Annotated in this window: 13 protein-coding genes; all 13 read right to left on the bottom strand. The window is 38.9% G+C overall.

Going from position 1 to position 13,999, the window contains the following annotated elements; all coding sequences use genetic code 11:
- Window positions 1-49 precede the first annotated feature (49 nt).
- The 13 genes from SCB77_RS16085 to SCB77_RS16025 all read right to left on the bottom strand — a co-directional run bounded on the left by SCB77_RS16085 (window position 50) and on the right by SCB77_RS16025 (window position 13,947).
- The gene (locus SCB77_RS16085; RefSeq protein WP_320183016.1) at window positions 50-985 is read right to left on the bottom strand and encodes a DUF5712 family protein; all 936 of its coding nucleotides are present in this window, start codon (window positions 983-985) and stop codon (window positions 50-52) included.
- 13 nt (window positions 986-998) lie between these two features.
- Window positions 999-1,553, bottom strand: coding sequence for a BfmA/BtgA family mobilization protein (locus SCB77_RS16080; protein ID WP_320183015.1), 555 nt, complete (start codon window positions 1,551-1,553; stop codon window positions 999-1,001).
- Entirely contained in the window at window positions 1,546-1,866 is a 321-nt protein-coding gene (locus tag SCB77_RS16075) for a hypothetical protein (protein ID WP_320183014.1), read from the bottom strand. Before SCB77_RS16075 ends, SCB77_RS16080 begins: the two co-directional genes overlap by 8 nt.
- On the bottom strand, window positions 1,859-2,062 hold the full coding sequence (locus tag SCB77_RS16070) for a helix-turn-helix domain-containing protein (protein ID WP_320183013.1): 204 nt from the start codon (window positions 2,060-2,062) through the stop codon (window positions 1,859-1,861). The genes SCB77_RS16075 and SCB77_RS16070 overlap by 8 nt, the downstream gene beginning before the upstream one ends.
- A gap of 202 nt (window positions 2,063-2,264) precedes the next feature.
- Window positions 2,265-3,020 carry a hypothetical protein gene (locus SCB77_RS16065; protein WP_320183012.1) on the bottom strand — a complete coding sequence of 252 codons (756 nt, stop codon included), beginning with the start codon at window positions 3,018-3,020 and terminating at the stop codon, window positions 2,265-2,267.
- 561 nt (window positions 3,021-3,581) lie between these two features.
- On the bottom strand, window positions 3,582-4,694 hold the full coding sequence (gene glf / locus SCB77_RS16060) for a UDP-galactopyranose mutase (RefSeq protein WP_320183011.1): 1,113 nt from the start codon (window positions 4,692-4,694) through the stop codon (window positions 3,582-3,584).
- Window positions 4,695-4,699: 5 nt separating this feature from the next.
- Complete coding sequence (locus SCB77_RS16055) at window positions 4,700-6,181, bottom strand: TolC family protein (RefSeq protein WP_320183010.1); 1,482 nt, start codon at window positions 6,179-6,181, stop codon at window positions 4,700-4,702.
- Window positions 6,182-6,192: 11 nt separating this feature from the next.
- Window positions 6,193-7,530, bottom strand: coding sequence for an HlyD family efflux transporter periplasmic adaptor subunit (locus SCB77_RS16050; RefSeq protein WP_320183009.1), 1,338 nt, complete (start codon window positions 7,528-7,530; stop codon window positions 6,193-6,195).
- Complete coding sequence (locus SCB77_RS16045; RefSeq protein WP_320183008.1) at window positions 7,487-9,700, bottom strand: peptidase domain-containing ABC transporter; 2,214 nt, start codon at window positions 9,698-9,700, stop codon at window positions 7,487-7,489. The genes SCB77_RS16050 and SCB77_RS16045 overlap by 44 nt, the downstream gene beginning before the upstream one ends.
- Before the next feature lie 108 nt (window positions 9,701-9,808).
- Window positions 9,809-10,342, bottom strand: a complete 534-nt coding sequence (locus SCB77_RS16040; RefSeq protein WP_320183007.1) for a hypothetical protein — start codon at window positions 10,340-10,342, stop codon at window positions 9,809-9,811.
- A gap of 60 nt (window positions 10,343-10,402) precedes the next feature.
- Window positions 10,403-11,782, bottom strand: coding sequence for a retropepsin-like aspartic protease (locus tag SCB77_RS16035; RefSeq protein WP_320183006.1), 1,380 nt, complete (start codon window positions 11,780-11,782; stop codon window positions 10,403-10,405).
- A gap of 31 nt (window positions 11,783-11,813) precedes the next feature.
- Entirely contained in the window at window positions 11,814-13,199 is a 1,386-nt protein-coding gene (locus SCB77_RS16030; protein ID WP_320183005.1) for an aspartyl protease family protein, read from the bottom strand.
- 43 nt (window positions 13,200-13,242) lie between these two features.
- On the bottom strand, window positions 13,243-13,947 hold the full coding sequence (locus tag SCB77_RS16025) for a glycosyltransferase family 32 protein (RefSeq protein WP_320183004.1): 705 nt from the start codon (window positions 13,945-13,947) through the stop codon (window positions 13,243-13,245).
- Window positions 13,948-13,999: the final 52 nt, after the last annotated feature.

Raw genomic sequence — 13,999 nt, 5'->3', positions numbered from 1 at the left:
TGCAAGAAGTCGCACCGTTTTGTTTTGGATAAATAAAGAAATAGGACTATTATCGTTTATTGATCCTACGTTTTCGCTTTTCCTCCTCCGGCACGATCTGATCTACCTGAATGTTCAACCCGAAGTCCGAAAACACACTTCTTGAACCTTCTTCTCTCTGCATGTTACCCGTTGCAGTTGACCTTGAAGATAGATCATCCCTTTCTGGTTGCCGGATTTGCTGATCGTTTGCATCGGAATGCTTCCATAAGTCATAACTGGCAAACATATCCAGTTTATCCGCAATACTTCCGTTCTTCATGACCGAAGCATAAGCCACCGTATCCTTTAGATTACGCTGGAAACCGAACATGGCATCAAAGACATCTTCTCCCGACTGCTTGAAAGCCTTTCTATCGAACTGTCCCAACTTTGCGGAGTGTGCTGCATTACTACCCTTGGAGTTATTCTGCGGGCTTAGCTTGATACGGCCTGTAATATCCTTCCGGCTGACGATGATCTGAACATGGGTCTGTACTCCTTCCTTGATATCCCCAACCTTCCTGATTCCCTCTTTTACCGCTTTATCGGTATGGCGGTAATACCGGTGGTTTTCCACCTTGGCAAACCAGAGCAGGTCAGCGGAACTTTTAACACCCGCACGTTTAAAATTACGGGCGTACTCGTCCATCATTCGCTCGGCAAAGGATTTAAGCTGTTCCCTTAATCCATCCTCTCCATAGACGGCTAGCAGATGGGCAAGCTCCTTGCTACTCGGACTGAGGTTTATCAGGAAAAACTTACTATCGTTCTTTCCAAGCTTGGAGATGTTTCCGTCAATCGCCATGCGTACCTGATGCGGCTGGATAGAGCGATCACCGCCATTGAACCAGGCTTCATGTTCACTTTTGTGGCGTCCTTTGTTTTCCTTCTCTAGATACTGCACCAATGCGCTGCTGCTGCCCTTGTTGTTTCCAGTCTCCGAAGCGCTAATGTTGATAAACATAAGTTCGCCCCGTCTATAATTTATCTATCTGTTGACGGAAACGACGCACTAGCTCGTCCTTTTTACCACTGGACGGCGACCAGCCAAGCGCTTCCCGCTCTTTAATATACCCTTCCATGATTCTACGGAAACCCGCCCTCATCTCTTCCTTATTTGCCAGCCCGTCGAAAATGGACGTTAGCAGTTTAAGCTGTTCGCCAGCATGCTTTGTATTCTCGCGCAGCAATTTCGCTAGATCCGCATGTTCTTCTTTGATCCTTTTCAGTTCGCCCTTAACCGCTGCCGTCTTTCCTAAAACTTCCTCCGTCATACCATGTATCGGAACAAGTAGCTCTGATTCCTGTGTGCGAAAGAAGCCTACTAAGCGATTGCCCATCCTTGAAAGATCACTCTTGAGCATTTCATCGTTCATGTCGGCAGGATCTTTTTTGCTACGGTAGAAATAATCCACCATTTCAATAAACAGTTGCCGTTTTGTACGTTTCAGCTTACGGGCAAGAAGTGTTAGTTTTTCATCACAAGGCACCGGATAGCGGATGGATTTGACATTGGTATCGATCCTAGCCATCCTGCTGCCCTTCCCCCGAAAGGATGAACCGAAACCTACTGGCCTCTTTGGGATGCCAAGAGGGCTCGTACTCGATGTATCCGTATTGCACCAGCTCACCTAGACATTTGTGGTAGGTGGAGGTCGAACGTATCCTCGATGCGCGCATAAGCTTTCGCCTACTGGCTCGAAAACTATCCAGTGGAAGCAGTCCACCCTCATAATACAGTGCCATCACCAGTCCCGAGTGCGAGGGAAGCAGGCGGTCGTCGTCCGCTAGCCTTTTAAAAAATTGACCAAAAAGAAGTTTGGGATTTTCCGTGCGCCTAGCCATTGACAGAACCTCCTTTCATCATCCGTTCAATGTCCTGTCTAGCATAGAACATGCTTCCGCCGATCTTGCGGTAGGGCAATGTTCCGTTCACCCGCAGGTTTTGGAGCGTGCCCGGTGAGATGCCCAGCATCTTGCGGACCTCGGCACTGCGCAGCCATTGTTTTGCAGTAGATTCATCAGTGCGTTGGCTAAGCATTGACCTGATTTCATCGAGCAGTTCCCGCTTGAAGCGCTCCAGCTCTTGGTTTGATAATACGTGTACATCCATATCGTGTGCTTTTCCCGCATGCACAGACTTGCATCATGCCCATGCGTCGTTTACAGCACAAAATTGGATACAATACAGGGCAAACCGATGACCATCTCGATCGGTTGGTCATGTCCAAAGATTGAGCGGGTCAGCTATCGGTGTGACGCATCACGATTTGGAACAGTTTTTTCTCCTCAGGAATGACCACACCTTTTTTTGCATCTTTTGCGTCTTTCCTGATGAAATAATTGCGGGCGGTATTGATCGGGATGTCCTTGCCGTCATAACTAAAGTACCGACATAGCATCTTATAGAACGGACTTTGGTGATCGCTTCTTAGAAGCTTACGACCGTTAGGGAGTTCCAGATCAGCAAGCTGTTGTAGCAGGTCGACAAAGGTTGAAAGATGGTTATCCTGCACCATGATCTTTTGGCTCACATTATACTGCTCAAGCTCGGCTATCTTCTCCCGCAAGCGCTGGATTTCATTTTGCTGTTTTTCAAGGGCAGTGTTCTGCTCTACGATGATCTCCTCCAATGGACGCACGTTCCACTGGTCGATGGATCGAAGAAATTCCATAAAATCATGCAGCTTTGCTATCCGATACTCATGATTCTCCCGATCGGAAGAAAATGGGTTCCGGCTTTTAAAGTATGCTATACGTCCTTCGGCGAGTTGCCAGATATGCCTAAAATAGACGGCCTCTGTTCCCTTCGCAGTATTTTGGAAGTGCTGTAAGTGAAAATCGTAAAGAGGACGATAATCTGCGGTGTCAAGATCATAGACTTTAGCGAGGAAATGGTTGTCCTCAAATCCTTTCTTTGCACCGAGGATGTTTCCGATCTCATAGGGATGTGGCCGAAAGTCAAATGGTCTTCTTGCTTTGAAATACGGTGATGCCATAACCAAATCTAACAAAAATATATTGCTCTGTGCTAAGATACTTGGCCTATTGGCAGTTACTAAGATATGCCGCTGGCCAAACCCCTAATTAGCTAACTGATTGTTTAGCAAGCTAATCGGTATAATTGAAAGTATACCAAAATCAAGTGCTAGGTTGTCGCCAGCACATCAGAGTATCCCCGGAGGATACTCAAAACCCCGTTTGCAGCGCATAGGGGCAGAAAGTAGGGTCACTGCCCAACTTCCGCTTGCTCTATTGACTTGTCCTGAAATAGGTTTACACATTTTTAATCATTGTCCTGATATAGCTTTACAACTTCTTCGTTGTCCTGAAATGCGTTTACAATACTACCGTTTTTCTGATAATAATTCCGCCACAACTTCTCCGGTTTTAATTTTTGTGTATAAATTTTGGACGGGGTCAGATTTCCTAGGCTCATATAGGGAAGCTCTTCGTTGTAAAGCATAACCACAAAATTGAGCACTGTATTGTCCAATTATAGGTTTACACATTTTGTTCGGCACTTTTAGAGGTTTACAAATTTCTATTGTCATTTGATTTCACAACTTGACTTCGCCATTCATTTCCTTAAATAATTGTAATGCAGCCTCTACAGTTTTATCCATATCATAATACTTATATTCACCCAACCGACCACCAAAATAAAGATTTTGCTCCTTCTTAGCAAGCTTTTCATACTGTGCAAATCTCTTTTGATTAACGGCAGTATTAATAGGATAATAAGGTTCTAAACCTACTCTCCATTCTATAGAAAATTCTTTAGTGATAACAGTCTTGGGCTGCGTACCAAACTCAAAATGCTTGTGCTCTAATATGCGAGTGTAAGGAATCTCTCTTTCTGTAAAGTTTATTACAGCATTGCCTTGAAAATTATCTGTACTCAAAATTTCATGTTCAAAATTAAGAGAACGATACTCAAGTTGCCCATAGCAGTAAGCGTAATACTGATCTATCATTCCAGTAAAAATTGTTTTACTGGCCAGTTTCATCAAATCTTTGTTCTCCATAAAATCGACATTCAGACGGATATCACAATCTTTAAAGCATTTTTCAAAAATGGAATTATATCCGCCTTTCGGTATACCTTGGTATGTATCGTTAAAGTAATTATTATTATACGTAAATCGAATTGGAATACGCTTAATAATAAATGCCGGCAATAGTCTGGCATCTAATCCCCACTGCTTTTCTGTATAACCTTTTATTAGCATTTTATAAATATCAGTGCCAACTAGTGAAAGCGCCTGCTCTTCAAAATTTTTAGGATTTTCGATTTTCAACCTCTGTTGTTCAATTTTTTGCTTCGCCTCTTCAGGCGTATTTAATCCCCAAAGACGGCTAAACGTATTCATGTTGAAAGGCAGATTGAACAACTTGTTTTTGTAATTTGCTAAAGGGGAATTAATATAGTTGTTGAATTCGCACAATTCATTCATATACTGCCAAATCCCTTTATTACTTGTGTGAAATATATGAGCTCCATATTTATGCACATTTATTCCCTCTATGTTTTCGCAATAAAGATTGCCACCAATATGCTCACGTTTTTCAACTACGAGACATTTTTTTCCTAATTTGGCGGCTTCGTTAGCAAAAATCGCATTAAACAAACCTGCTCCTACAAGTAAATAGTCATAATCTTGTTTTCCCATTTCTTTTAAAAATTGGTTATTTCGCTTTTTAATAAGACTGATAAGTTTTCACGCTTTTTAAAATCATAAAGCGTCATTTTTTTTATTTTATAATAACTTGTCCAATAGTGGGTGAGCGAATTTATATAGTATCTTTGAGCTTCTCTGTAACGGTTCAAGGAAAGAGTTAACGTGGTCATATCCGTCCGGCCAACTATAAAACGCTGCTTATTAATTTGGTAGGCATCATTTGCTAACGATAACACTTCGTGTGCCGAACCAAGAAGCCTCTTCTGATTATAAAAAAAATTAACAGTTGAAATTAATTCCTGCTCAATGCTTTGTTTCTTTTGTTGTACGGATAGCCTTTTAACATCTAGATTGCTTTTGGCCATATTTATTCTTCCCTTCCTCAAGCCCCAATCCAAAACCGGAACAGTGACACTAACCGCAACTATATCTTGCCGAAGAGGATTATAATACGCTCCGGAAAGGTTGGTCGCCACTTGGTTAAAACCAACACTCGCTGATACGCTTGCATCGAAAATTGACTTACGACTTCTTTCCACCTCACTCTCTGCCTCCAGTATCTCCTGTTGATAGCCTAAATAATCTGGATTGTTATCCTGAATATATTGTAACGCATTATCTATCGGAATAATGATCTCGTCAATATTTTTTGGTAGATCCAGTGAATACTCCTTACTCCTATCAAGGTTCAAAAATGTTACGAATGCGAATTTTGCATCTTTCAGTGCTATTTCCACACTTTCGAGAGTGTTTTGCGCTGTAATTTTTTCAAGCTTAAGCGCTAAAACATCTGCACCTGATATCGCCGATATTTTTTGACGCTCTAAACCAATACTGTATAAAGTGTCTGCTGATAACGAATTTTCCAATGCTAGCTCATATTCTTTTTGCGCTTGCGCGTAGTTAAAAAAATAGTTCACTGTATTTTCTGCTATTTCCTGTTGACGATACAGAAATAACTTTTTTTCTTTTTCAAATTTAAGAGGTGCAATTTTACGCTCCCACCTAAAACCATTAAATCCCCAAATTGCTTGTGAATAACCTATCCGAATTGGAACAGCATTGTATTGCCTATTTCCATTACTTCCGTAATTTTGTATAAATCCTAACTCAGAATCAACGAAAAATGTACCTCCTGTTAAATCTAAATTTTGACTAAGGATGGCTCCACCTGATGAGTATAGTGATTGCTGAACCCGGTAAACATCAACATTATCTATAAAATCATAGCGCCGAACAATGCTTCGGTTATATTGTACAGGAATTGTTTTAAATGAAAGAGATGGTAATCGAGCAGCTTTATATGCCCGGTACTCCCAATAACCTCCTTGGTAATAATTTTTAGCAATGAATGCTTGCAAGGAGCTGTCTGCGGCAATGTCTATGCATTCGAATAAACTTATGTTTTTTTTATTTTGAGAATAAACACATGAGTTACAAAAATAAGCGGCCACCCACACTAACAGTAAAAATCTCATATAACGTGCACTTATTTCGAATTAAATTTTATGTTGTCAAATAGTCTCTCAATAAGCCTCCTATCTTTTACTATGATGTCCGCTTGTCCTCCTATCTCATATTTAAAATCCAACTTGTCGCCATAGTTCGTTACTAAACCATCGGGCATATCAACAGTTACTAGGTACGTATTGATATTACTTTGTGCTGTCTTCAATTCATTGGTTATTAAGGATATTGACCTTACTATTCCCTTTATTGAACCAAATTCCGCATACGGGTAATCATCCAATTTTATTGATACAGTGCTTCCGATTCTCACTTTTCCTGCTCCAGTAGCAGGAAGAAAAACTTGTCCAAGCACCAAACTTTCCTTGGGTACAATCCCGAATACTTCTTCCCCGGCCTGAACAAACTGATTATTCGACCAGAACTTTAAAAACTCTACCTGTCCGTCGAAGGGGGATTTCAACACATATGTTTGTTCCCATTTCTTTAATTGATCACTTAGCTCATGATAGGATGCTAGCAAATCTAAATGGAGCTGTCTTTCTTTCTCTCTGCGTTCTACAGCTAGTTGGGATAAACTATTTTCATTCTCTGTAATCTGCATTTCAATTAGTGTAATATCTTTTATTAGGTTTTGCTTGTTCTGTCTCGCAGATAGCAGATCGAGGCGACTTTTATCTATTTCAAAGTCATAGGTCGTGACAATATCTTTGTTTAATGAGGAATACTTACTTAACCACTTTTCTGATATTTTTAGATTTTCATTTGAAATATTCAAAGCACTATCACTCTCCTCGAGTATCTTTTTTCTCCAGATAATACTTTCGTTCAAACCACGGTACTGTTGCTCATAAATATTGTCATCAGAGTAATCGATCAGGCTCTTTAAGGATGAAAGAAAGGAATAGTATTTCATATTCAACTCTCCTAGAGAAACCCTTTCTGGAAAATACAGCGCGGCTCGGGAAAATTGTTCCGGGGTATTCGGATCGAAACTATGAATTAGAGACAATATTTTCCGTACGTCATCAGTATTCGCCGAATTTTGTATAACTGCTAAATAATCTCCTTCGTATATAGTATCTTGTGGCTTAACACCTAAGATCTCTAACTTACCAGATGTATGTGCAGGCAACTTAACCGGAGATATATTCGAGTTAATTTTAATTTGGCCAGTTGCTATGTCGGGGTATTTGATGAACCATCCAAAAATAAACAGCAAAATTGTTAGTGTAATAATAGTTAGGGCGACCCACTTACTAAATGCCGTAGGCATTCGATCGATGATGTCACTAACCTCCTCGCTTCGCTTTGAGTTATCCCTCGACTTCGGTCGTAACTTTAACAGGTTCCAGATCATATTGGCTTTGTATAAGTTCGTAGTAATGTCTTTTATTTTCCATCAATCTATCATGGGTTCCTAACTCCATAATTGATCCCTCTTTCATAACAATGATCTGATCGGCTTTCTTAATCGTACTCAATCTATGTGCAATTACAATTACCGTTCGATTTTTGAAGACATTATTAAGTGCGGTTACAATCTTCTGTTCATTTATCGTATCCAACGCATTAGTAGCCTCATCAAGAAAAAGATAATCCGGATCTTTATACAGGGCGCGGGCAATTAGTAGTCGTTGCTTCTGTCCTCCGCTTAAACCTCTTCCCAATTCCCCTATCATTGTCTGATAGCCCTGCGGCATGGCCTCAATTTCTTTAGAAATATTCGCTATATCCGTAGCTCGCTTTAAAGCTTGATAGTCTACCTTTTCTTCGTTTAAAATTATATTATTCTGAATCGTATCGTTAAATACTTTACCTTCTTGCATGACGCTGCCGCATCTGGCTCTCCATTGCCTCAAACTCACATTGTTAAGGTTCATATCCCCGATAGAAATTTCTCCGTAGGAAGGCAGATAAAGTCTTAACAACAGTTTCAGTAATGTCGACTTTCCGCAACCACTATCTCCAACTATAGCTGTTACTTTTCCTTCAGGTACTGCGAAGTTGATACCTTTAATAACTAGTGGGGCATGTGGAGAATATGCGAAAGAAAGATTTTTGACATTCAAGCTTTTATTATTTGGCAATTCCATACTGTTAGCCGACACCGAAACTAAGTCGTCTTCGTCCTGAAGTTGGTGAATTTCATTAATCCGCATGAAACTAATTTTAGAGTATTGCGCTGATTGTACAAAACCCACAAACTGGGCAACGGGACCGTTGAGCATCCCGATGATAAATTGTGTTGATATCATTATTCCGAATGTGATGTCACCTTCGATCACAGCGATGACGCAAAAGAAAGTAATCGCCATATTTTGCATATTGTTAATAAACTGGGAGCCCAGCATCTGAGCATTGTTGATGTTCAATATCTTAACATTCAGTCTATACAGCCGTGCTTGTATGGCTTCCCACTTCCATCGTTTTGTGTCCTCATAGTTATTAATTTTTATCTCTTGTATATTTTCGATGGTCTCTACCCAGTAACTTCTATCTTTTGATAGCAAATCGAAATATTCCCAGTCCAGTTTATTCCTAACTTTTAAGAAAAGAAAGACCCAAAGAAGATAGAGTAGACTCCCAGCTAAAAAGATAAAAAATATTGACTTATTGAATATCAACAAAATGGAGCTAAAAATCACAAATGTAATAGATGAAAAAAGCATGCCCATGGAATTATTCATGATAAAATGACGAATGCGCTCATGGTCGTATGCTCGTTGCAAAATATCTCCTACAAGCTTGTTTTCAAAAAAAGAAACAGGAAGCTTCATGAGTTTAATTAGATAATCGGAAATTAGTGATATGTTAACTCGTGTAGTGACGTGGAGCAGGATCCAGTCGCGAAGGACATTCGAAAGAGTAATACTTAGTAGTAAAATAACATTGGCTGCAAGCACTAGATATACGAAATTTACATCCTGTGTGCGTATACCAGTATCAATCACAGCCTTTGCAATAAACGGAAGGAAAGCTTGCAAAATAGTAGCAACAAGCATAATCAAAAAAAGAATACCGAAAGCTCTTTTGTAAGGTGTAAAGTAACCCAGTAAATTCTCAAAGCTCTTCAAACGCTCGATTTTTTCATGCGCTTCAATTTGCCGAAAATTTGCCATTGGCTCTAAGACCATTAAAACTCCGTAGGGTTCATCGTTCTTGTACCACTTTTCTACAAATTGTTCATGAGTATAAGAAATAAGTCCTTTTGCGGGATCGGATACATAAATTCGCTTGTTAGTCGCTTTATAAATGACTACGAAGTGATTATTGTCCCAATGAATAACAGCAGGCAATGCAATTCTCGTGATCAAATCTATAATTGTAATCTTTACAGATATACTTCGCAAACCGATCTTATCCGCTGCATAACTGATATCCAGTAAAGATACCCCCTCCCGGGTAATACCACACAAATCACGCAAATATTGTAATGAATAATATTTACCGTAAAATTTTGCAATAATTTTCAAGCAAGCGGGGCCACAGTCTTTTGCGTCTAGTTGATATTCATGAGGGAATGCCATTAAAAGATATATTTAACGCTAAATAATTGATTCAGTAACATACTCTCTCGCTGTTTGCGAGAGAGTATTCGAAGGGTTAAAATTTATTGATAGAAGAAGTACGTTATTTTAAAAAGAATAACTTATTCCTCCACCGTAGCCGCCATTTCCACCAGAACCAGAGACTCCCCAATTGCCTCCCGAATATCCTACACCACCGCCACCATTTCCACCAGAACCAGAAATACCCCAACCATTACCATTGTATCCTGCACCATAATATCCACCTCCATAAATCGGATAGTAAGTACCACCAGAATTACCACCGGAATTACCAAAACCAGGTCCATTATATCCTCCAGAATAGCCATACCCACTTAAACCCGGATAAGGATGAATCGGGAAGCCGGAATCTCCAGTAGATGATGTACTAAACATATCAGGGCTCCCACCAGTGAAAGCCCCCACTGAACCAAGTCCACCATTCCCATGAAGATTAATCTTACTACTGTCTCCATCGTATGAATAGGTCAACGTACCGTCAGCATTATCAACAACAACTCCTGTTAAACCGTTACTGCTGTTTCCGCCCAGCATTTTAGCTTCTTCCGATGCAGATAATTGCTGAAAACCTGCAAGGCTCAATCTTTTTAACTTTTTCATTTTTTTGATTTTTTAGTGATATAATTATTAAAGTAAACAAAGCATAATAGTCTATCTTTTTCAATCTTCACATTCTATAGTCATCGTACTAAAATCAACGACCGTTTTAGAAAAGCTATTTTTAAAAAATTTCACGCCAACAAGGCCATCAAAAGTATTGATCCCCTCTACAGCGTAAACTTCCCTCTGGGGTTTAGAGCTATCAATGCTTCGTCCATCCACATATATTCTCGGCTTGTCTAGTCGTTGTCGTTCCACATTTTCCTGGACGCCTAAAAACCCGGTGCCTATGTAAGGTCGCTTTTGAGGATCATTTTTTATATAAACACTATTTGACTTAAAAAAAAATGGATACGTTAAATACAAATATAGATCAGCACCTAAATCCAAGTGACCAATATAATCTGTGTCGTTGACATCCATATGTATGTAAAGGGCCTTTCCATACAACATCATATTAGCATCTGAACTTCTGACAATAGACTCCTTTAAGCGTGGAATGACTAGCGTATTTGATTTCCAATCAAATTCAAATCGACCTAACATCTTCATAGTGGGAAGCCCAAAAAGAACTTGTCTGCTTTTAAGAAGGTCATGCTCCAATGTCTGTCGGAGATCGTGATTTATATTACTCCCGAGGTTTGCGGCAAATTTATCGATTAGCGCAACTACAGGTATGTTGAAAAGTGTTATTCCGCCTATTTCAATACTGTCAATATACCCCTCAATACCATTTACAGGTTTGCCGTTTAATGTGTTTTGGCTGCTTTGGTGCGCATTATATTTTACACCTAATTCGTCCGCCAATTCTTTTTCCATCATGCAGAACTCCGTTACTCCCGTATCAAAAAAGGTTTCTACCACATGGCCATTATATCGTGCATCAAATCGAATGTGCGCATTGTCTTTAAGCTCAATCTTGGTGTCTTTGCTGAGGCGTCGTGCACCTCTTTTACGCTCGTCCCGAAGTTTAATATCCAGCGAGGATATCTTTCTTTGAGCATCTTCAACCTCTTTTTTGATTAATTCAGCGGGCAAAGAATATGGATTTTCGTTCAAATAATTAATGTGCCGTTGAACAGTAGAAATGGCTTTTTCAAAATATTGCTTGCTTTCATAGGTTTCGCATAAACGGACGTAAAATTGCCCTACAGCAGGCCCTATATTTCGAACATAATATGGGTTACCTAAAAACTCTTCGAAATAGATGATCGAACTGTCCGGCTTGTTAAATGCCTGGGACATATGCATATTGTACACTAATTCTACAACTTGCTCATACGGTTTAAATTGATTTTGATGATTCGACTTAAACTCCTTTGCTTCAAAATATCGCCCACCTTCCAATAAGTGATAAAGATCTTGCGCGTAGTTACGCTCTACCTGTCCAAAAGAAGCATTAAATAGGCATAGCAGCAATAGCAATAAGTAAATTTTCATAAATAGATATTAGTAATTAATTCATGTTTTTTTAATCTTCGCATCTAATAGTCATTGAACTAAAATCTATGATCGTTTTAGAGAACGTATTTTTAAAAAATTTAAGCCCAACTAGACCATCGAAATTATTATTTCCAGCCACGGTATATATATCCTTTTGGTACTTTATGATGTCGATCGTTCGCCCGTCAAAATCTATTACGGGTTTATTCACTCTATAACGCTCTATATTTTCTTGAACCTCAAAAAATCCTATACGTGAGAATGGCGGCTTTTGAGTATCGTGCCTTATATAATCACTATTTGACTCAAAAAAATAAGGGTATGTCAAAAACAGATAATAATCACCCGCTAAATCTAGGAAACCAATAAAGTCGGTTTTATTTATTTGCATATTTAGGTATGCTCCATTTTTCACAAGCATAAGATTGGATATCCATTTGCTAGCAGCAGGCCTGTGATCGTCTTTTTTTAAAAACGTTAGCGTATTCGATTTCCAATCAATTTCAATTTTACCAATCAGTTTCATTACTGCTAGACCACACAAAACCTGTCTGCTCTTCAGCAGGTCTTGTTCTAAATTTTGTCTTAAGTTAGGATTTATGTTGCTCGGTAAATAAGACGTGAACTTATCTGCTAATACCAAGACGGGAATATTAAAAAGTTTGACACCTTTTAATTCGATACTGTCGATAAAACCCTCATTGGCTTTTATACTTCTACCCTTTAACATGTAATCACCATTCTGATTAGACTTATATTTCACACCTATTTCATCAGCGATCGTTTTCTCCATAATACAGAAGTCGCTAATACCAGTGTCAAAAAAAGTTTCAACAGTATGTCCATTGTACTGTGCATCAAATCGGATATATGAACCATCTTTTAGGTTAATCTGCGTATTTCTACCATCCGAAATAACTCTCCTTATCGGCTCAAACTGAAGTTTATATTTAAGTGAGGATATTTTATTTTCTGCTTCGCTTAATTCTTTTACAATGACCTCAGTAGGTAGTGAATAAGGATTCAGCTTCAAATTATCGATACGTCGTTCCATCGTTAAAATTGCCTTATCAAATTGTTGCTTTCCTTCGTAAGTCTCACACAGTCGAAAATAGTATACGCCGACTAGTGGAGCTACGTTGCGCCCATAATCTGGATTACTAATAAATTCTTCGAAATAAATGATGGTGCTATCAGATTGGTTAAATGCTAAAGACATATGCATGTTAAACAATAATTCGAGCGCTTTATTTGGAGGTAACTGATCTTTATACTTTACTTTAAATTCTCGTGCTTCAAAGTTCTTTCCATTCTGCAATAAACTAAAGAGCTCTTGTTCGTAATTGCGATTTATCTGCGCGTATAACAAAACGTTAGCAGATAGAAAAAACAGTATCAATAAAGTTGTTCTCATAATATATAATAGGTAGGACATCTCTACAATTTAACAGCGGTTTTCAATTATTGGTTTTCGCCCAATTACTCACGTAATAATGTACAGCATATGCGTCATCTAGGCAATCTTCCAACTCTTGATTCTCGACCCCAAGTCGAATTTCCTCCGCCTCAAGTCCCGTGAATGGTGAGACAAAATGTGCTGGAATAAGATAAACATCTTGCTTTTCCGTTGGTGTCAATGTCTCGTACAGGCGAATTAGCGCATATGGACCAGTAGTATTAAAGATAGTTAAGTTCTTACTGGTGTATTGTGGTATTAAGGTTGTTCTAGAAAAGACAAATTTAACAATCTTGTGCATAAACGGATGATTAGGAGTACTCATCATCATTGCGTTATTGAACACTCTAAATAAACCGCCGGCGTCTTTCTCAAGAGAAAAGCAACAAGTTTTATTATCTAATATTTCTTCCATAGACCGCATAGATTCATAATCAAAATCCACATACATGCCTCCGATCTTTTCTAAAATCAAATACCGTATAGCATCCCATCGTTGTACATTAAAAGGATATTTCTGATAAACATACCAATGTTCAGGATACTCGCTTTTTACAAATTCAATCATCTTTTTATTGTCCCAATAACAATATTCCCAATCAGGATAGTCCCGCTTCCACGTTTCGCCTAAGGTCTTAAACTCTTTAGGGAGAGGTCCATCTACTCCTGACCATATCTGATGAATAATTTTGGGTATTTTCTGCATAATTATAGAGCGTTTTGTTAATTTTTATTTAGTAATTCTGAAAATTTAAATG

The sequence above is a fragment of the Sphingobacterium bambusae genome (assembly GCF_033955345.1).
Classification (GTDB): domain Bacteria; phylum Bacteroidota; class Bacteroidia; order Sphingobacteriales; family Sphingobacteriaceae; genus Sphingobacterium; species Sphingobacterium bambusae.
This window is presented reverse-complemented; position numbering and strand designations above follow the sequence as displayed.

What these genes read in the sequence shown, in the direction of transcription:
- SCB77_RS16030 (WP_320183005.1), bottom strand. Translation starts at nt 13,199, where the DNA reads ATGAGAACAACTTTATTGATACTGTTTTTTCTATCTGCTAACGTTTTG.
- SCB77_RS16065 (WP_320183012.1), bottom strand. Translation starts at nt 3,020, where the DNA reads ATGGCATCACCGTATTTCAAAGCAAGAAGACCATTTGACTTTCGGCCA.
- SCB77_RS16050 (WP_320183009.1), bottom strand. Translation starts at nt 7,530, where the DNA reads ATGATCTGGAACCTGTTAAAGTTACGACCGAAGTCGAGGGATAACTCA.
- SCB77_RS16025 (WP_320183004.1), bottom strand. Translation starts at nt 13,947, where the DNA reads ATGCAGAAAATACCCAAAATTATTCATCAGATATGGTCAGGAGTAGAT.
- glf (WP_320183011.1), bottom strand. Translation starts at nt 4,694, where the DNA reads ATGGGAAAACAAGATTATGACTATTTACTTGTAGGAGCAGGTTTGTTT.
- SCB77_RS16045 (WP_320183008.1), bottom strand. Translation starts at nt 9,700, where the DNA reads ATGGCATTCCCTCATGAATATCAACTAGACGCAAAAGACTGTGGCCCC.
- SCB77_RS16035 (WP_320183006.1), bottom strand. Translation starts at nt 11,782, where the DNA reads ATGAAAATTTACTTATTGCTATTGCTGCTATGCCTATTTAATGCTTCT.
- SCB77_RS16080 (WP_320183015.1), bottom strand. Translation starts at nt 1,553, where the DNA reads ATGGCTAGGATCGATACCAATGTCAAATCCATCCGCTATCCGGTGCCT.
- SCB77_RS16070 (WP_320183013.1), bottom strand. Translation starts at nt 2,062, where the DNA reads ATGCTTAGCCAACGCACTGATGAATCTACTGCAAAACAATGGCTGCGC.
- SCB77_RS16085 (WP_320183016.1), bottom strand. Translation starts at nt 985, where the DNA reads ATGTTTATCAACATTAGCGCTTCGGAGACTGGAAACAACAAGGGCAGC.
- SCB77_RS16055 (WP_320183010.1), bottom strand. Translation starts at nt 6,181, where the DNA reads ATGAGATTTTTACTGTTAGTGTGGGTGGCCGCTTATTTTTGTAACTCA.
- SCB77_RS16040 (WP_320183007.1), bottom strand. Translation starts at nt 10,342, where the DNA reads ATGAAAAAGTTAAAAAGATTGAGCCTTGCAGGTTTTCAGCAATTATCT.
- SCB77_RS16075 (WP_320183014.1), bottom strand. Translation starts at nt 1,866, where the DNA reads ATGGCTAGGCGCACGGAAAATCCCAAACTTCTTTTTGGTCAATTTTTT.